Origin of the sequence: Nocardia suismassiliense (genome assembly GCF_900269665.1) — a bacterium.
GTDB classification, from domain to species: Bacteria; Actinomycetota; Actinomycetes; order Mycobacteriales; family Mycobacteriaceae; genus Nocardia; species Nocardia suismassiliense.
Genome location: NZ_LT985361.1, coordinates 7,125,756 through 7,144,341 on the forward strand (window position 1 = coordinate 7,125,756; position 18,586 = coordinate 7,144,341).

At 66.9% G+C, this 18,586-nt stretch carries 18 protein-coding genes; 9 read left to right on the forward strand and 9 right to left on the reverse strand.

The genetic code is table 11. The features are described 5' to 3' along the window. The first annotated feature begins 3 nt into the window (after positions 1 to 3). Both DBO33_RS31750 and DBO33_RS31755 read left to right on the forward strand, forming a co-directional pair. Positions 4 to 1,263 (forward strand): NADH:flavin oxidoreductase/NADH oxidase family protein, encoded by a 1,260-nt coding sequence (locus tag DBO33_RS31750; RefSeq protein ID WP_107658324.1) that lies wholly within the window; start codon positions 4 to 6, stop codon positions 1,261 to 1,263. A 162-nt stretch (positions 1,264 to 1,425) separates the two neighbouring features. Continuing rightward, the gene (locus DBO33_RS31755; protein WP_107658325.1) at positions 1,426 to 2,289 is read left to right on the forward strand and encodes a helix-turn-helix domain-containing protein; all 864 of its coding nucleotides are present in this window, start codon (positions 1,426 to 1,428) and stop codon (positions 2,287 to 2,289) included. Here the strand turns inward: DBO33_RS31755 and DBO33_RS31760 are convergent. Both DBO33_RS31760 and DBO33_RS31765 read right to left on the reverse strand, forming a co-directional pair. Further along, a complete protein-coding gene (locus DBO33_RS31760; RefSeq protein ID WP_107658326.1) occupies positions 2,286 to 3,116 on the reverse strand; it encodes an ABC transporter permease in 831 nt (276 codons plus the stop codon). The genes DBO33_RS31755 and DBO33_RS31760 overlap by 4 nt on opposite strands. Next, on the reverse strand, positions 3,113 to 3,928 hold the full coding sequence (locus DBO33_RS31765) for an ABC transporter permease (protein ID WP_107658327.1): 816 nt from the start codon (positions 3,926 to 3,928) through the stop codon (positions 3,113 to 3,115). The genes DBO33_RS31760 and DBO33_RS31765 overlap by 4 nt, the downstream gene beginning before the upstream one ends. A gap of 211 nt (positions 3,929 to 4,139) precedes the next feature. Here DBO33_RS31765 and DBO33_RS31770 point away from each other — a divergent pair, with 211 nt between their 5' ends. Beyond that, complete coding sequence (locus tag DBO33_RS31770; protein ID WP_107658328.1) at positions 4,140 to 5,522, forward strand: APC family permease; 1,383 nt, start codon at positions 4,140 to 4,142, stop codon at positions 5,520 to 5,522. Positions 5,523 to 5,615: 93 nt separating this feature from the next. Continuing rightward, complete coding sequence (locus tag DBO33_RS31775; RefSeq protein ID WP_234391147.1) at positions 5,616 to 6,116, forward strand: hypothetical protein; 501 nt, start codon at positions 5,616 to 5,618, stop codon at positions 6,114 to 6,116. Here the strand turns inward: DBO33_RS31775 and DBO33_RS31780 are convergent, their stop codons facing one another. Together DBO33_RS31780 and DBO33_RS31785 are read right to left on the reverse strand one after the other, a co-directional pair. After that, positions 6,117 to 6,569, reverse strand: coding sequence for a DUF4254 domain-containing protein (locus DBO33_RS31780; RefSeq protein WP_107658330.1), 453 nt, complete (start codon positions 6,567 to 6,569; stop codon positions 6,117 to 6,119). A gap of 514 nt (positions 6,570 to 7,083) precedes the next feature. Next, a complete protein-coding gene (locus DBO33_RS31785; protein WP_234391148.1) occupies positions 7,084 to 7,842 on the reverse strand; it encodes an SDR family oxidoreductase in 759 nt (252 codons plus the stop codon). Between the two features lie 73 nt (positions 7,843 to 7,915). Here DBO33_RS31785 and DBO33_RS31790 point away from each other — a divergent pair, with 73 nt between their 5' ends. The 3 genes from DBO33_RS31790 to DBO33_RS31800 are packed head-to-tail and all read left to right on the forward strand — an operon-like array spanning position 7,916 to position 9,909. Next, positions 7,916 to 8,272 (forward strand): winged helix-turn-helix transcriptional regulator, encoded by a 357-nt coding sequence (locus DBO33_RS31790; protein ID WP_234391149.1) that lies wholly within the window; start codon positions 7,916 to 7,918, stop codon positions 8,270 to 8,272. 33 nt (positions 8,273 to 8,305) lie between these two features. Beyond that, positions 8,306 to 9,409, forward strand: a complete 1,104-nt coding sequence (locus DBO33_RS31795; protein ID WP_107658332.1) for a DNA polymerase III subunit beta family protein — start codon at positions 8,306 to 8,308, stop codon at positions 9,407 to 9,409. An 11-nt stretch (positions 9,410 to 9,420) separates the two neighbouring features. Next, positions 9,421 to 9,909, forward strand: a complete 489-nt coding sequence (locus DBO33_RS31800) for a hypothetical protein (RefSeq protein WP_107658333.1) — start codon at positions 9,421 to 9,423, stop codon at positions 9,907 to 9,909. 185 nt (positions 9,910 to 10,094) lie between these two features. Here the strand turns inward: DBO33_RS31800 and DBO33_RS31805 are convergent, their stop codons facing one another. Then, a complete protein-coding gene (locus DBO33_RS31805; RefSeq protein ID WP_407670554.1) occupies positions 10,095 to 11,462 on the reverse strand; it encodes a TIGR03118 family protein in 1,368 nt (455 codons plus the stop codon). Between the two features lie 222 nt (positions 11,463 to 11,684). Between DBO33_RS31805 and DBO33_RS31810 the strand changes: the two genes are divergently transcribed. Then, positions 11,685 to 12,185: a peroxynitrite isomerase gene (locus DBO33_RS31810; protein ID WP_107658335.1), complete on the forward strand. Its 501-nt coding sequence runs from the start codon at positions 11,685 to 11,687 to the stop codon at positions 12,183 to 12,185. Positions 12,186 to 12,894: 709 nt separating this feature from the next. Then, complete coding sequence (locus DBO33_RS43170) at positions 12,895 to 13,047, forward strand: hypothetical protein (RefSeq protein WP_159080634.1); 153 nt, start codon at positions 12,895 to 12,897, stop codon at positions 13,045 to 13,047. Here the strand turns inward: DBO33_RS43170 and DBO33_RS31815 are convergent. From DBO33_RS31815 to DBO33_RS31830, 4 genes are all read right to left on the reverse strand, one after another. Further along, positions 13,041 to 14,849 (reverse strand): penicillin-binding transpeptidase domain-containing protein, encoded by a 1,809-nt coding sequence (locus tag DBO33_RS31815; RefSeq protein ID WP_107658336.1) that lies wholly within the window; start codon positions 14,847 to 14,849, stop codon positions 13,041 to 13,043. The genes DBO33_RS43170 and DBO33_RS31815 overlap by 7 nt on opposite strands. 87 nt (positions 14,850 to 14,936) lie before the next feature. Beyond that, positions 14,937 to 15,803 carry a GNAT family N-acetyltransferase gene (locus DBO33_RS31820; protein WP_107658337.1) on the reverse strand — a complete coding sequence of 289 codons (867 nt, stop codon included), beginning with the start codon at positions 15,801 to 15,803 and terminating at the stop codon, positions 14,937 to 14,939. A gap of 133 nt (positions 15,804 to 15,936) precedes the next feature. Further along, positions 15,937 to 17,094, reverse strand: a complete 1,158-nt coding sequence (gene ispG, locus DBO33_RS31825; protein ID WP_107658338.1) for a flavodoxin-dependent (E)-4-hydroxy-3-methylbut-2-enyl-diphosphate synthase — start codon at positions 17,092 to 17,094, stop codon at positions 15,937 to 15,939. A gap of 226 nt (positions 17,095 to 17,320) precedes the next feature. After that, on the reverse strand, positions 17,321 to 18,514 hold the full coding sequence (locus DBO33_RS31830; RefSeq protein WP_107658339.1) for a M50 family metallopeptidase: 1,194 nt from the start codon (positions 18,512 to 18,514) through the stop codon (positions 17,321 to 17,323). Between the last annotated feature and the right edge of the window lie 72 nt (positions 18,515 to 18,586).

Here is an 18,586-nt window from a genome sequence, read left to right on the forward strand (position 1 = left end):
AGCATGACCTCCGTCACCACCCTGGCCGACCCGCTCGCGCTGCCGTGCGGCCAGATCCTGCCCAACCGGCTGATGAAATCGGCCTTGAGCGAAGGTTTGGGCAACACCGCCAACGCACCCGACCAGCGGCTGACCCGGCTCTATACGCGGTGGGGCGCAGGCGGTTACGGATTGGTGGTCACCGGCAATGTGATGGTCGACCGCGGCCATCTCGGCGAGCCGGGCAATGTGGTGGTCGACGACGAGCGCGATCTCGACGCGTTGACCGCCTGGGCGAAGGCCACCCACGACGGCGGCGCGCCGATCTGGATGCAGATCAATCACCCTGGCAGACAAGCCAATCCGTTGGTGACGCGGACCCGTCCGGTCGCACCGTCGGCGATAGCCCCGAAGATCCCCGGCATGCCGACGCCGCGGGCACTCACCGACGCCGAGATCGAAGAGACCATCGACCGCTACGCGACGACGGCGCGGATCGCCGAGATAGCGGGGTTCGACGGCGTGCAGATCCACGGAGCGCATGGATACCTGGTGTCGCAGTTCCTGTCGCCGCTCGCCAACCAGCGCACCGACCGGTGGGGCGGTAATCCCGAGCGCCGCATGCGCTTCGCCGTCGAGGTTCTCCGCCGCATTCGCGCCGCGGTGGCGCCGGGCTTCGCCGTCGGCATCAAGCTGAACTCCGCCGACTTCCAGCGCGGGGGTTTCACCGAGGACGAGTCGCGCGGGGTCATCGAACGGCTCGTCACCGAAGGCCTCGACCTGATCGAAATCAGCGGCGGCAGTTACGAATCCCCCGCGATGATGGGCCGCAAGGACGCACCCGCGGCGAGCACCCTGGCCCGCGAGGCCTACTTCCTCGACTACGCGCGGACCGCCCGCGCCGCAGCAGGCCCGCTGCCGATCGCCGTCACCGGCGGGTTCCGCTCGCGCACCGCCATGGCGGACGCCCTCGCCTCCGGCGGCTGCGACGTGATCGGCATCGGCCGCCCGACCTGTGTCACCCCCGACGCCGCCGACGCCGTGCTCACCGGCCGCGACGAACGCCTCCGCACCGTCGGCATCGCAATGGGCCTGCGCGGCCCGCTGTCCAAGGTCACCAGCCTGCGCTCGCTCGACGGTGCGCTGGACCTGCAGTGGCACACCGATCAGCTGCACCGGCTCGGCGCGGGCAACGATCCCGACCCGGCCCGCCCCTGGTGGAAGACCACGTTCAGCATGCTCAACCGCAATGGCCTCGACGCCTTCCGCCACAAACGCGGCTGAAAAACCTACTGAGCGAGAACCTAAAACCTTGGATTGCAGCGAGATCGAAAGCGGTACGCTTCGTCTACGAACACGCTCCCGTGGCACTTCAGCCGTCGACGTGGACTTTCCCCACCGACTTGCCAGTGTGCCGAGCAGCGCGCAGACCGAAGGGAAGTGGTCATGGCAGGCAAACGCACCGTCCTGACCGTGCGATTACGCCGGTTGGCCTCGATGCTGCAGGTCATGCGCGAGCAGGCCGAGCTCAGCAAAGAAGACGTGAGTGGCAAGACCGGTATCAACGTCACCACGCTGTACCGGATCGAAACCGCGCAGGCCCGGCCGCAGCGGCGCACCCTGCAGGCGATGCTCGATCTGTACGGCGTGACCGAGGAGCAGCGCGAGGACGCGATGGAGTTGCTGTCGGACGCGCTCAAGCCGGGTATGTCGCGCGCGTACGAGGGCAGCGTCTCCGAGGTGTATGCGGCCTACATCAATTTCGAGGCCGAAGCTTTGTCCGCGCGGCATTACCAGACCTCCACCATCCCAGGGCTTTTGCAGACGATGGAGTACGCGACCGCCGTGATCGACACCTCGATGCCGAAGGTGGAAGCGGCGATCATGGAGGACCGGGCACGCGCCAGGATGGACCGCGCGGCCAACCTGACCAAAGAGGACCCGCTCGAGCTGTGGGTGGTGATGGACGAGGCCGCGATCCGGCGCACCGTCGGCGGGCCCGCCGTCATGCATGGCCAGCTGAATCGGCTGCTCCAGGAAACCAAACGAAAGAACGTGATCCTGCAGGTCCTCCCGTTCGACGCGGGCGCACATCCCGGCATGGCGGGCTCGTTCACCCTGCTCGACTTCCACGATCCGGCCGACCCGGAGCTGGTGTACGTGGAAGGCATCGCGGGCGACGAACTCATCGAGGGTCACCCCGAAATACGCCGCTTCGGTGTGATTTTCGACCAGCTGCGCGCGATGGCGCTGAGCCCGCGCGACTCCGCGGAGATGATCATGGACGCTGCGGCGCGGATGGGACATTAACTGCGGCTGGCACGCCGGTAGCCGACGGCTGCGGGCACCGCGAACACCACGATCGCGCCGACCGACCACGCCACCGTGGCCAGCAGCGGAGTTCGTACCGCTCCGCCTAGAGACAGCCCGCGCATGGCGTCGATCGCGTAGCTCATCGGCTGGTGCGCGACGATCGGCTGCGCCCAGCGCGGATACGCGGCCAGCGGCACGAACCCGGTGCTGAAGAACATCATGATCGACGAGCCCAGCGAAACCGCCTCCACCAGTGCCGCTTTCGCACTGAACACCGCGCACGCCGTGACCAGCGTCGCGAAGCCGAGCCCATACAGCAGCGGCACCCCGAACAGCGCGAGACCGGCGAGCAGCCCCTGCTCGAACCGGAAACCGAGCAGCATGCCTACCCCGAACAACACCATGGTGCACAACAGGATTCGCACGCCCTCGGCGAGAATGCGCGAGGCGAGCCCGGACGCGCGATGCACCGGCAGTACCCACAGCCGGGCGAGCAGGCCCTGATCGCGTTCCCGGCCGAGCGTGATCGCCCCGGCCAGCGACCCGGACATCACCCCGACCAGCGCCACCATCGGCACCGAGCCATATAGGGCGCTCGCGCCGGCGAACACCGAAATCTGCTTGCCGAGAACGTTATTCAGCACGATCAGCAATAGCGCCGGAAACACCAGCGACTGCACCATCGTCAACGGATCGCGCCACCAGCGCAGCAGCAGCCGCCGGGTTTGAATGATGGTCTGCGGCACCAGTAACCGCCAGGTCTCGGTGTGACCGTGCACTACAGGCAGATTCGCCGCGGCTACCTGATCGTCCGTCTGCGTCATCCCGTCCTCCGCATGGCGACGACCGCACTCAGCGCGCCGAACACCACGAGTATCCCGACCGCCCAGGCCAACCCGGGCCCGAGCACCGGCCAGCCGACGACGCCCGCGTTGCCGCTCGGATCACCGGCCAGCGCGCGCAGGCCGTACACGAACTGCGATACCGGCTGATTGCGCGCGAAAAGCTGGAGCCAGGACGGAAATTGGTGCGCCGGCGCGATACCAGTGGACACCAGGCCGAGGATCAACTGCGGGAAGATGAGCGCCTGCGTGATCGCCTCGGGGCTCTTCGCGAGGCTGCCGATCAGGTCGGCGCCCAGACAGAACGACAACGCGATCAATAAGGAGAGAGCCATGAAACCCGCTGTATGCCACCAGCTTCCATAGAACCTCACACCGATCACCAGTCCGCACAGCACGGCGACCGCCAACGAGACCACGGCACGGTACATCGCCGCCGTCACGCGCGCTGCCAGCGGTGCCGTCGCGGGCATCGGCATCGAGCCGAATCGCACGGTGAGCCCATCCTTGGCGTCGCTGGCCGCACGGAACGCGGCCGAGGTCGCGCAGAAGGCCACCGCCTGCATCACGATCATCGGCATGAGGAACTGGGCGTAGCTGCTGAGCCCGTGCCCGTACACGCTCATCACCAGGTTCAGCGGCACGTAGAACCCGAGGGTGAACACGGTCGGCGCGACCACGGCGGTCACCAACTCGCCGTTGCGCCAGGACGGCCGGATCAGGCGGCTGGTCAGGACCCACCACTGGGCGGCCGCCCCGATCCGCGGCCGCGACGCCACCGTCAGCAGGCTCATCTGCACGCTCTCATCCTGCGGATATCCGCACCGGTTTGCCGGGAACCGGCACTTGTCCGCATGTCGCGGGCGACTGTCCTAGGAGATACCGAGACAGCGCGCGTTTCGGTTCATCGCGTCGCGCGATTCGCCGCGAAAGTAAAAGTCGGTCGACTACTTTCGAGTGGTTCGGGGTACTTCATCCATCTGTTCGAACATCGGGAGGGACCGCATGGCCGAGGTCACCGCACAGCGGGAATCGCAGCCGGAGCTGAAGCGGGTGATGGGCCCGGGACTGCTGTTGCTGTTCGTGGTCGGCGACATCCTCGGTTCCTCGATCTACGCGCTCACCGGCAAGGTGGCCAACGAGGTCGGCGGCGCGGTGTGGGTGCCGTTCGTGGTCTCGTTCCTGGTCGCGCTGGTCACCGCGATGAGCTACCTCGAATTGGTCACCAAATACCCGCATGCCGCGGGTGCCGCGCTCTACACGCACAAAGCCTTCGGCATCCAATTCCTGACCTTCATGGTCGCGTTCGCGGTGATGTGCTCCGGGATCACCTCGGCCTCGACGGCGTCGCGCGCCTTCGCGGCCAACTTCGCCGCGGCCTTCGACCTGGATCTCGGCAAGGGCATCGCGATCACCATGATCGCGCTGGCCTTCATGATGGTGGTCGCGGCGATCAACCTGCGTGGGGTCAGCGAGGGCGTCAAGCTCAACGTGCTGCTCACCTGCATCGAGCTGACCGGTCTGCTGATCGTCATCGGGATCGGCTGCTGGGCGCTCGGCGCGGGTGACGGCGACTTCGGCCGGGTGGTCGAGTTCGACACCGGCGACCGGACGGCGGTCGGCGGCGTCATCGCCGCCACCACACTGGCCTTCTACGCGATGGTCGGCTTCGAGGATTCGGTCAATATGGCCGAGGAGTGCAAGCAACCCAGCCGGATCTTCCCGAAGGTGCTGCTGGCCGGGCTGGCCATCACCGCGCTCGTCTATGTGCTCGTCTCGATCACTGCGATCGCGCTGGTGCCGGTGGCGCAACTCGGCCAGGGCGACACGCCCCTGCTGCAAGTCGTGCAGGTGGGCTGGCCGGCGTTCCCGACGCACGTCTTCGCCTACATCAGCATGATCGCCGTCGCCAACACCGCGCTGATCAACATGCTGATGGCCAGTCGCCTGCTCTACGGCATGGCCAGGCAGGGTGTGTTGCCGCGGCCGCTCGGGCACGTGCACGCCGGTCGGCGCACGCCCTACATCGCGATCCTGTTCACCACGCTGCTCGCGCTGTGCCTGATCGCGGTCGTCAGCGAGGTGCCCGAGCTCGGCGGCACCACCGCGCTGCTGCTGCTCGCCGTGTTCACCGTCGTGAACGTCGCCGTGCTGGTATTGCGCCGAGATCCGGTGTCGCACGAACACTTCCACACGCCCACCGCGCTCCCGGTGATCGGCGCGCTGACGTGCGGGTTCCTGGTGACGCCGTGGACCGACCGCAATCCGCAGCAGTACGCGATCGCGGGGGTACTGCTCGCCGTCGGCGTCGTGCTGTGGGGCGTCAACCACCTGGCGATTCGGTACTTCCACGCCGCCCCCGCAGCGGCGAAACCACCCGCCGAATAGTGGATCTTGTTCTCGGACAGTGCACCAGCTCACGCCGGGTTCGCCCGGATCACTAGGTGACTAGTCGCGGCACGGTGAGTAATGTGTGCCGGGATGACCAGCATGGAAGCTCGTTTCGGTGACGCGACCCGAACCGTGCCCCTCCCCAACCCGTGGAACCTGGCGGCCTATCTGGCCGCTGTTGCCGCGCACCGCGGCCGCTCCATCAGCCTGCACACCGCGCCCAAGCCGCTGCTGAACGAGATCGGTTGCGGCGGAGGCGGTCTCTGGGTCGCGCGCAAACACGACGACATCATCGTCTACGACGTCGACGCCACCGACCGCAATGCCGACCACATCATCCTGCATGAGGTCGGGCACATGCTGCTCGGTCACGGCACCACCGAATCGGATCGCAGCGCGCCGGTGCCGCCGTCGCTGGGGCTGCTGCTGCCGTCGGTGTCGCCGCAGTCGATCGAGCATGTGCTCGGCCGGACCGAGTTCGGCGTCGACCGGGAGCGGGAGGCGGAGGTGTTCGCCGACATGACCATGGTCTACGCGACATTGCCGCAGCGCCGGAGTCGGTCGTTCCGGCTGTTCGGCCGCGGGAAATAGTTACGAGCGCTCGTACGGGTCGTCCGGTAATCGCCGGATGCCGTAGCGCAGGTCGTCGATGAGGTCCTGGTAGCCGTCGGCCAGCTCCTCGATCTGCACCCACGCGTCGTAGAAGACCGCTTCCGGGGCGAAGGCCAGCGCGGCGAACGCCTGCGCGGTCATCCCCGCGAGCCGGTCCACGATTCTGCCGACGGTTTCGGTGTGTTCGGGAGCGGCGATCTCCGGGACCGGGGTCGCCAAGGTGACCCAGCGGTCGATGGTACGCACCAACTGGATGCGACGCCGATCGATCTTGACCGACTCGGTCGCCGGGGTCCGCTCGCGAACCAGATGCAGCTGCGCTAGTTCGCCCGCCGCCTCCAGCATCGGATGATCCTCGTGCGGGAAGCCGCGGAAGGCCGCGAGCAGCAGGTCTTTCCCGGGGAGCGCGCGGTCGTTGCCCGAGTGGTTCATCGCAGCGCACCCACCTGGACGTGCGACCACTCACCCGGGTACCGAACACCGCGCCGTCGCCGCAGCTCATCGCGCACCTGGCACACATCGATAGCGTGAACGAGACTTCCCCCCTCCACGTCGATTTCACCTACTTCCGTTCATCCGACACGCGCTGGTCAGCGACCTCCCCACCAGCCTGCCGTCGCATCCCTCCGGGTTCGGCAAACCTCGAGTGAGCACACCTTAATCTGCCACCCGGAACTAATGACCTGCGGCTATGCCCAATCGATGCGGCGTCCAAACCAATCCCGGGCGAGTCGGGCAAATCGTGCCTGATGCGCACGCAAGTGCGGCGAGCGGACCGGCGGTTGCCGCCGGGCGTTGACCGCCCCGAATCTGCGGGACATCCGCGAGCGGGCATGGAGTCATGCGTTTCGGCCAGTTGCCCCACCGTCCACAGCACGTCGGCCAGCTCTCCCTGCCCGTTCGATCGAGGGTTGCGCTCCCGCCACGTCGCCGCTGCGGACGTGGGCTACGAGAGGGCGGGCTCGGTGGTGAGGTAGTCGGGTCCGCCGATGTAGGTGGTGTGGCCGGATTCGGTGGGGCTGGTGGTGGCTTCGGCTACGGCGGTGGCGAATTCGGTGATGGTGGGTAGTGGGGCGGTGTCGCGGCGGGCGGCGACGGCGTCCGGGTTTCGGCGTTCGAGGAGTTGCACGATGATGGTGCCGTCGATCATGTCGCCGGAGACGGTGTGCAGGGTGACGCCGTGGGTGGTGAGCGTGGGGATCATGGCGCGTAGTGCGTCTTCGCCCGCGCGTTTGCTGGCGGCGATGGGTTCGTATTCGGAAGGAACGGGTTTGCGGCCGTGGAAGTGCGCCTGGTGACTGGTGACGAAGACGATGCGGGCACCGGAAGGCATGTGCGGCAAGGCAAGTCGGACCAGCCGGGTTTGCGCGTCACGGTTGATCGACATGGCGTAGTCGGCGGCGGCGTTGCGCTCCAGTCCGCCGGAGGCGTTCAGGATCAGGACGTCCAGGCGGCCGAACTGCTGGGTGATGCCGTCGATGAGGGCGCGGGCAGAGTCCGCGTCGGAGATGTCGGCGCCTGCGGTGGACGCGCTGCCGCCGGCGGCGATGATCTCGTCGGCGATCGCGTTGGCACGCTTGGCCTTTTCGCGGTAGTTGATGATCACGTGATCGCCGCGGCCGGCGAGGATGCGCGCCGTTTCGGCGCCGATGCCGCGGGAGGCACCCGTGATGAGAACGATTCGCTGTCCGGCTGGTTCGACCACCGTCTTCCTCTCGGTTGCGGACCCGGCGGCCCGGCGGATTGCTTCTAATTCAGAATCACTATGGTAGTTCTAAATGAGAAGTGCAAGCGGGGCGAGGCCGCCCAAGGACCGGGCCGATCCAGCGAACGCACCGGTATTGGCCGCGATGGAACTGCTGGGTCAGCGGTGGGTACTGCGCGTGCTGTGGGAGTTGGAACCCGGGCGGCTCGGGTTCCTAGAACTGCGGCGACGGATGGACAACTGCTCCTCCAGCATGCTGTCGGTGCGGCTGCAACACCTGCAAAGCGCTGGGCTGATCGTGAAGAACGCCGACAAGTCCTACGAACTCACCACCGCGGGAACCGAACTCGGCGTCGCCCTGGGTGGCGTCTGGGATTGGTCGCGACGATGGGACGCGACACTCACCGACCCCACCAATCGCACCGTTTGACCTTCCGCCTACCTGAGACTCCATGATGACGGGGTGGCAGAGTCCGACGGGTTGATCACGATAGGCGTGCTGGCGCGAGCGAGCGGGCTCACAGCCAGTGCGCTGCGGTTTTACGACGACAGCGGATTGCTGGTACCCGCCCGGGTGGATCCGCTCACCGGGTACCGCTACTACACGGCGGCGCAGCGGGAACGCGCGGCGCTGATCCGGAAGCTGCGGGCGATCGAGGTACCGCTCGACTCGATCTCCGACATCCTGTCCGGCGATACCGAGCGCGCGGAACGCTTGCTGGACGAGCACGTCGGTGAGCTGACACGCCGGGCACAGGAGGCCGCACGCGTTGCCGAGACGATCAAACAGACCCTCGGCACCGGCGACACGGTCGTGCTGCCAGCGGCATTGCTGGCAGAGGCTTTCGAGCAGGTGCGCGCCGCTGCGGCGATCCACCACGAAATACCCGTACTGGCCGGGATTCTGGTGGAGGCGAACGCGAATTCGCTGACGCTCACCGCCACCGATCGATACCGGCTGTCGACACGAACAGTGGTGACACGGGATCGGCGAGGCGACGATTGGGCGCTGGTCGTCGACGCGAGCGAGGTCACGCCGGTCATCGCATGGCTGCGCCGGCAGGACGACATCACCGCTGTCCCAAGGGATCAGGCACTGGTACTCACCAGTGACAGCGCCGAGCGACATTGCCGAGTGATCGACGAACCGTTTCCCGACTATCGTGCGGTGCTGGCCGGGCTCGCGCCAGTCCGAACACGGGTACTCGCGGCCCGGGATCGGTTACGCGATCTACTCGAAAACTCCTCCCGCACAGTACGGTTCGAGCTGCTCCCGACCACGGGCTTCGTCAACCCGTTCGCCACCGATGCGGCCGAACCGCTCGACCGGACCGGTCTCACCGTCTCCGATGGCAACCACCGACACCACCTCCCCGCCACCGTCACCGGCGCCCCCATCGATATCTCCTTCGACGTCGCAACACTGCTGCCCGCGATCCACACCGCGCTGGGCCCGGATCTCATGCTCGACATCGCCGCAGCCGACCTCCCGGTCGTCCTGCGCTCCGCCACCGACGGCGACCTCACCACCCTGGCCATGCCGACCCGGCAGCCACTCGACAGATAGGACCATCCGCCATGACAGACGACACCATGACCGCCATCACGCAGGCGGTAACACTCGGGCACGAAGGCCACCCCGACGCGGCCCGCGAGTCCCTGCTCACTCTCTGGAACTCCCTTGGCCCACAGGGCGATCCGCTACACCGCTGCAGCCTCGCCCACTACCTCGCTGACCTCTACGACGACGCGGCCGAAGCCCTCACCTGGGACATTCGCGCCCTCGACGCCGCAGACGCGCTCACCAACGCCCGCGCCCAGCAGTACGAGCCCAGCCTGGACGTCCAGGGCTTCTACCCCTCCCTGCACCTCAACCTCGCCGACAACTACCGCAGGCTGAGCTCCTTCACCGCCGCCCAACGCGAGGTCAGCGCCGCCCGAGCCACCCTCCACACCCTCCCCGACACCCCCTACGCCACCATGATTCGCACCGCGGTCGAGGAGGTCGAACAAGCGATCCGTGCCCAGAACACCGACCCCCGCCCATCCGCACCCACCGGCAGGTAACGAGCGAAGACACAACCGTGCGGCACTGAGAGGGCAGCAGCGGCGTTGTCGAGTTTTGCCACTTGAGCAGAGTCATATGGTTGCTCGTCAAGATCAAGTAGCGACCATTCGACTCTGCTCGATTCAGCTCTGGCCAACAAACGCGAACGGCCCGCACTCAGAGTGCGGGCCGTCGACGTCAGGACCTACTTCAGGCGGAGCTTGCCGAACAGCCCATCCTTCTCATCCTCCGGACCCGCCGTGAAGTACAGCGAGTCGGCATCACCGAGGCTCTCCCCGTTGCCGAACATCAGCGCCCAAAGCCCCTCGATCGCAACGGGCTTGCCCTCCGCATCACGCAGGTAGTCGACGAACTCGCCGGTCGCGTCATCGAACGCGAGAATATAGCCCGCGCCTCCGAAGTTGCCGATCAGCAGCTTGCCGCTGAGCGGCCCGAAGCCGGCGGGCGCGACGGTCACCGCCCAGGGTGCGTTGAAGCGCTTGTCGCCGTCGAACACGCGAACCAGCTTGCCGTCCGCGTCGAACTCCGCGACTTTGCCCTTGTCCGGCAGACCCTTCGCGTCCTTCTCCTGATCCTTGTCCAGCGAATCCTCTTCGCCGACATCCAGCTTGGTCGCGTCGGCCTCGGCCGACTTGGTGGTCGCGTAGGCGACGAACACCCGGTTGCCGACGGTGGACACGTTGAACGGAGCGGGATCGCCCGGCTTCACCTTCTTGCCTTTGTCCGGCGCGGCGGCGTCGACGGCCTCTCCGGTGGCGAACGGGTTGACGAAGCCGGCGGTCGGGATCAGCTGCCAGTTCTTGTCCAAGGTGCGCACCTGCGGATCCTTACCGAAGTCGGCCGCGAGCAACTTGTCACCGGACGGGGAGAGCGCGATACCGAAGAACTGCATACCTTGCGGTTCGCCGTCGAACATCAGGTTGGCGGGTCCGTCCTGCCGGACGATGGTGCCGTCGGCGGCCTGCTCGGTCCAGCCGGAGATCTTGCCGGAGTCGGTGGCAAAGATGAACCGCGCCGAGCCGCTGAGCATTTGCCGCGCACCGTTCACCTCGACCGGCTGATCGCGCACCACGAACAGATCGGAGGTGATCGGCGCCGGGTTGAACAGCACACCGGTGGCTTTGCCGATGCCGTTGTCCGAGGTGTCGGCGTCGGCGCCGGGGATGGTGACGATCTTCAGCGGATCCTGGAACAGCTTCTGCAGCTTCGGGTCCGCGGACGCGGTCACATCGCCGACGAACTGGAACGACTTGCCGCCCGCACCTACCCAGAAATGGCCGCCCGCACCCTTCGGCCGGTCGGCGAGGCCCCAGGCGTTCACCATGTCGGGAAAGGTGAACAGTGCCTGGTACTCGGCCTTGTTGGCCGCCAGATTGGTCTGCACATACCGATTGCCATCGAGCGCGGGCACCTCGGTGTCGGCCGGCTCGGACTTCGAGCAGGCGACGGCGACCACCAGCGCGGCGCCGAGCACCGAGGCGCGCAGCAGACCGTTTCTCGTTCGCGCCCGCCACGCACCGGCCCGGCGCAACTCACTGCAGTGTCCGTTCAACTTTTGTTCCTTTCCGACAGGCTCGCCCCTGTCGGGACGAACCGCACAGCGGAGCACGCGCCACCCCCGACGAAAGCGCATTCTCCGAGCCCGTCGACATTTGCCGGCAAGTTCTGTAGGCCACACACCACGATTGACGTTTAGGCGATGCTAACCTTAGCTCCAAGAGAATTCGGCAGTATACGAACACCCCGCGAACCAACAAGGTTTAGGCTGTGCGCCGTGGTCGAACCCCAACCCGCAATCGCGCCCCATCCCGATATCGCCCCCCTCGCTCCACTGCTCGGCACCTGGCGTGGCAACGGACACGGCGAATACCCGACCATCCAGTCGTTCGATTACCTGGAAGAAGTCCGGTTCGGCCACCTCGGCCGCCCGTTCCTCACCTATCGGCAGCGCACCCGCGCCGCCGACGGCAGCCGACCGATGCACGCCGAAACCGGCTATCTGCGTTGCCCGAGCCCGGACCGCGTCGAATTGATCTTGGCGCACCCCACCGGAATCACCGAAATATGTGAGGGCGCACTGAATGTCGCCGACGGTGCGCTGCACATGGAATTCGACTCCACCAGCATCGGCCGCACCGGCACCGCGAAACTCGTTACTGCCCTTGGTCGCACCTTTCAATTGAAAGGCGACACCATCGATTACACGTTGCGCATGGCCGCCGTCGGCGAGCCACTGCAACACCACCTCGCCGCCACGTTGCGCCGCGCCGAGTAGCCGCGCGCGAAAGGCGCTAAGCGCCCAGGCCGTTCATCGCAAGCTCGATGAACCGCCGCCAGTTGCTGCTACCGGTGCGGATGGTCGCGGACAAGTCGCCGACCAGCAGGAACATATCCGCCGCGGTGGCGTCGGCAGGAATGGTTCCGCGGCCCGGCCGTCCGCGAGGCCGCAGTGGCGTCGGCCGGAATGGTTCCCCAGGCCCGGCCGTCCGCGAGCAGATCACGGACCGCCGCTTCGAGGTCCGCCTTGGTGGCTCCCCTCGGCTCGATTTCCGAGGGTCCCCTGACGGCTTCGATCGCCGGCGGACAAACCCCGATCGCCCGCGAGGACCTCACCGACTCGGGCGAGGCACAACCGGCCCCTACACAGCGGACGAGCCCGCTGATCCGAATACCTCCGCCGAGCGCAGGCAAATTCTCGACATTATTCGGCCTGATCGCTCGTTTCACGGAGTAGTTCCACCATCGCCACAATCTGCGGAATCGGCCTCTCACCCGACGGTAGCCTCACCGAAGATCTCAGAGAATGTGACCCGACGCACTGCACGGGCCTGACATGTCGTCCGTCACTTGCGCTTGTTCACTGAATCGATCTCGGTTTACGGTTCTGCTTCAGCAAACTTTCAGATAACTTCGCGCGGCAACCCTCGCGCGGAGTAACCAGCACCTTTCCCCCGTCGACACCCCTGACCCGAGGGAGCCGAACAATGAAGCGTTCCACCACAGTTCTGGCCAGTGTGGCCATCATCCTCAGCGGCGCTGCCACCGTACAGATCCTCGACGGCGGCGACGCCGGCGCCGCGATCATGGACCACACCGCCGCGACCAGCAACCAGTCAGCGCAAGACCCGGCTCAGTAACCGGCCGGCAGCGCGGCGACCATATCGCGGGTGACCGCGACCGCATTATCGGAGCTGCCACCCTTGACCAGCAGCGTCGCGAACGCGATATCCCCGCGGTAGCCGACGAACCACGAGTGCGACCCGCCGTCGACCTCGGCCTCACCGGTCTTGCCGTACACCTCCCCCTGATCGGCGATCCGCTCCGCGGTGCCGCCGGTGACCACCCTGCGCATCATCGCCCGCAACCCAGTGATCACCTGCGGCGAGAAGGTCGTCAGCTCGCCATCGACCGTGGTGGTGCGGCCCGCGATCAGGTACGGCACGGGTACCGAACCGTGCGCGATGGTGGCCGCCATCAAGGCCATGCCGAGCGGGCTGACTACCACCTTGCCCTGGCCGATACCGTCCTCGGTGCGCTGGATCAGCTCGTCGGAGGGCGGCACCGAGCCGGAGAACGTCGGCAGTCCGGCCACCGTATAGCCCGGTCCGACACCGAGTTTCGCGGCGGCCGCGTGCAGCGCGTCGCCCGGCAGCCTGCTGGCCACGTTGGCGAAGGTGGTGTTGCACGACCGCTCATAAGCCGTGATCATCGGCACGTCACCGACCGTGAACAGGTTGTAGTTGGGAATCATGCGTTCCCCGATGGTGATTCGGCTCGGGCACGGCAGCACCGTGTCCGGGGTGGCGAGGCCGGTGGACATCGCGGCGGCCGCGGTCACCGTCTTGAATACCGAACCCGGCGGATACTGCCCGATCGTCGCGACCGGCCCGTCCCGATCCGCCGCCTTGTTCTGCGCGATCGCCAGAATCGCACCGGTGGACGGGCGCAGCGCCACCATCATGGTCTGCTCTTCACGCAGGTCGACGGCGCGCTGCGCGGCGTTCTGCACATTGCGGTCGACGCTGAGCGAGAACGAGGGGGCCGGTTGCGACGGCACCTCGGTGAGCACGTCGGTGTCGGCGCCGTTCGCGTTCATGGTGACCACGCTCCAGCCCGCCTTGCCGTCCACCTCGGCGATCACGGTCTTGCGGATCTGAGCCAGCAAATCCGGGGCGAAGGCGCGGTCGGTGGGCACCAGGTCCCACTGCGTGCTGATCACCACGCCGGGCAGGCCGATGAGATCGGTACTCACCTGGTCGAATTCGTTCTCACTGAGCAGTGCGACCGTGTACGCGCCGCTGGTCGCGGTGGCGGCGTCCCGGATGGATTCGGGCGTGAGCTGCGGGTCGAATCGGCGCAACGCTCCGGCGAGCACGGTCGCGACCGCGCCGGGGTCGCCGGCGTTCGCCGCGGTGAACGCCACCCGGGACACCTTGCCGGGCACCAGCACATCGCTGCCCGCCTGCTCGTTCACCCTGGCGCGCGGGGCCGGGGTGGACCGCAGCGACATCGTCTGCGTGTCACCGAGTTTGGGATGGATGTTCGAGGAGGTCCAGCGCACTTTCCAGCGACCGCCGCTGCGGCCCATCTGCAATTGCCCGGTGTAGCGCCAGGTCCGGTCCTTGGGGAGCCGCCACTCGTAGGTGTAGTCGACGGTCGCGGTGTCGCCGGTGACCCTGGACGAGCCGATGCGAGCGGTGAGCCGCTCGGCCTGCAGGTGATCCCAGGCCGAACCCATTGCCGCACCGGCCTTTTCGGGCTGGTTCGTGAGCTGAGCCGCGGCCGTCAGGTCGCGCTCGGCGAACGCCGCGACGAAGTCGTCGGCCGCGGGCACCGGTCCCTGCGGGCCGCGCGCACAACCCGCCGCGGGCACCGCGAGCAGCGCGACAGTGAGCGTGATGAGAAGCGGTGTTCTCAGCGGAGTAGTGCTAGTCGACATCGATACCGATGGTAATAGCCAACACCGAGCAAACCATCGCGCCGCTCCGTGTTTCTTTCCACTGAAACGGTTTTCAGCGTAAACGGATCAGTCGAGCAGGACCGTGGAGAAGGTAGCGATCTGCCGGAAGCCGACTCGGGAGTAGGCGCGGCGCGCGACTTCGTTGTAGTCGTTCACATACAGGCTCGCGGTGCGGCCGGACGCGATGACCGCATTGGCGATGGCGGCGGTGCCCATGGTGCCGCGCCCGGTGCCGCGATGTTCGGGATGCACCCAGACACCTTGGATCTGGCCGGTGCGCCGGGACAGCGAACCGACCTCGGCCTTGAATACGACCTCGCCGTCCTCGAAACGTGCCCAGGCGCGGCCGGATTCGATCAGGCTCTGAATGCGGCGACGGTAGCCGCGGCCACCGTCACCAGCGCGGGGATCCACACCGACTTCTTCGATGAACATGGCGATCGCGGCGCAGAGGTAGCGATCGAGTTCGTCCGGGCGCACCCGGCGCACGGTCGGGTCGGGAGCCACCAACGGCGGTTGGGTGAGGGCGAGCAGCGGCTGCTCGCCGCGTAGTTCCCGCTCCGGACCCCAATGGTCGGACAGCATCTCCCACAGCGGTAACGCCAGTTCACGACGTCCCACCACCGAGGAGGCGATGCGCGGCCACCGGATCGCCCGGTCCGCGAAGGCCCGCAGCGCATTGTGGTCACCGCGCAGCGGGATCAGGTTCGCACCCGAGAAACACAGCGACTCCGAAGGGCCGCCGCGACTCCACAGTTCACCCTGCCCGCACCTGGCCGTGTCCAGGCCGAATTCCTGGAGCCGGGCGGCGACCATGCACGAGGCCACCGGATCGGCATCCAGAATTCGCAGGACCTGGCCCAGGTCCCGGTTCGCGAGCTGCCGCGCGGGAACGTACTTCGTCCTTCGCGTCGGCTCCAGCAGACTCCGCACGGTGATAGCCTGCCACGAATATCGACGATGTGGTACGGCTATGCCGAACGCAACAGTCGCAGGTGTGTCGAACTGAACCGGGCGAAGCGCACCTTCAGCCCCGCCCGGGCCTGGTGAAAGTTCGGCCGGCGGCTCAGCCGACCGTGACGACCGGTTCGCCCGCGCCCGCGTCCACGCCCATTTGCTCGGCGATGCGCAGCGCCTCCTCGATCAGGGTCTCCACGATCATCGCCTCCGGCACGGTCTTGATGACCTCGCCCTTGACGAAGATCTGGCCCTTGCCATTGCCGGACGCGACACCGAGGTCGGCCTCGCGCGCCTCACCGGGGCCGTTCACGACGCAGCCCATCACGGCCACCCGCAACGGCACCTCCATGCCTTCCAGTCCGGCACTGACCGCGTTCGCCAGCGTGTACACGTCCACCTGGGCGCGGCCACACGACGGGCAGGACACGATCTCGAGCTTGCGCGGGCGCAGGTTCAGCGACTGCAGGATCTGGTCGCCGACCTTGATCTCCTCGGCGGGCGGCGCGGACAGCGAGACCCGGATGGTGTCGCCGATGCCCTCCGACAGCAGCGCGCCGAACGCCACCGCGGACTTGATGGTGCCCTGGAACGCCGGACCCGCCTCGGTCACGCCGAGGTGCAGCGGGTAGTCGCTGCGCGCGGCCAGTTGCCGGTAGGCCTCCACCATGACCACCGGGTCGTTGTGCTTGACCGAGATCTTGATGTCGCCGAAACCGTGGTCCTCGAACAGGCTGGCCTCCCACAGCGCGGATTCCACCAGCGCCTCCGGGGTGGCCTTGCCGTACTTCTCCAGCATGCGCTTGTCCAGCGAACCGGCGTTGACGCCGATGCGGATCGGGATGCCCGCGGCGGCCGCCGCCTTGGCGACCTCGCCGACCCGGCCGTCGAATTCCTTGATGTTGCCCGGGTTCACGCGCACCGCGGCACAGCCCGCGTCGATCGCGGCGAAGATGTAGCGCGGCTGGAAGTGGATGTCGGCGATCACCGGGATCTGGCTCTTGCGGGCGATCGTCGCCAACGCGTCCGCGTCTTCCTGACGCGGACAGGCCACGCGCACGATGTCACAGCCGGAAGCGGTCAGCTCCGCGATCTGCTGCAGGGTGGCGTTGATGTCGTGGGTCTTGGTGGTGGTCATCGACTGCACGGAGATCGGGTGATCACTTCCGACCCCGACATTGCCCACCATCAACTGACGGGTCTTGCGTCGAGGAGCGAGAACGGCCGCAGGAGCGGCGGGCATCCCCAATCCGATTGTGCTGGTCACCTTCGGCTGCCTACTTTCATACGTGCGGCCTCGCGCATCCGCGGCTCGCAAGCGCTCTGTACATTCCGGGCCGTTCGCTTTCCGAGCTTAGTCGCGCACGCCGAACGACCACCCTGTGACGCCCACGACAACGTACTGCCCCCAAGCGCCGGCGACAGGGTACCTCTTCGCAGGCGAACAGCGGTGGTCGGTCCTCGACGGGACTCGTCCGGTCGAGTAAACGAAATCAGAACAGTTTGATCGGGTTGACGATGTCTGCGGCGAGGGTGAGCAGCATGTACGCACCGCCGATTACCACGACCACGTAGGTGGCGGGCAGCAGCTTCAGATAGTTGACGGGTGCGCCCGGGGCGAGCCCGCGCCAGCGGCGGAGGACGTCGCGGATCTTCTCGTAGATGACCACGGCGATGTGGCCGCCGTCGAGCGGCAGCAGCGGAAGGATGTTGAAGGCGCCGAGGAAGAAGTTCAGGCTGGCCAGCACCAGGATGAACATCCCCCAGAGTCCGCGCTCGGCGGTCTCGCCGCCGATCCGGCTCGCGCCGTAGACGCTGACCGGGGTCTCCGGGTCGCGTTCGCCACCGGTCACGGCCTCCCACAGCGACGCCACTTTCGCGGGCATCTGGGCAAGGGACTGCACGGTGCGCACGGTGAGGTCACCGGTGAACGACAGCGAGGCCGGGATCGCGGTCAGCACGTTGTAGTCGGGGCTCTTCGGCAGTTCGCGGATGATGCCGACCGCGCTGACCTCGCGCTTCTCCCCTGTCTCGGTGTAGCGCACGACCCGCTCGGGATTCACTCGGAGCGTCAGCGACTGCCCGGCACGGTCGACCGTGTAGGTCATCTCTCCGGTCGCGTTCCTGGTTTCGGTGGTGAACTTGACCCAGCTGTCGACGGGCTTGCCGTTCACGGCGGTGATGGTGTCACCGATCTGCAGCCCTGCCTGTTGCGCGGGCCCGACGCCCGAGCACGGATTGGTGGTGCGATCCGGGTTCTCGTCGGACAGGCACTGCAATTCTCCGACCTTCACCGGCGGTTCGGTCAATATCGGCAGCCCCCAGCCGACCGCCATGATCACGATCAGGACGAAACCGAGCACGAAGTTCATCGCGATCCCGCCGGACATCACCACGAGTCGTTTCCACGTGGCCTGCCGGTACATCGCCCGGTCGATCTCGTCGGGCTCCAGTTCGTCCAGCGCGGTCATGCCCGCGATGTCACAGAACCCGCCCAGCGGCAGCGCCTTGAGGCCGTACTCGGTTTCACCGCGCCGGAACGAGAACACCTTCGGCCCGAAGCCGATGAAGTACCGCCGCACCTTCATACCGCTGGCCTGGGCGGCCCACATGTGCCCGCATTCGTGCAACGCGATCGATATCGTGATGCCAAGGGCGAACAGCACGAACCCCAACGCGTAGACCATGTGTTTAGCAGCCCTCCTGCATAGCGCAGCTCGCCTCGATGAAGTGCGACCGCCGGGTCGGCCGCCCACAAA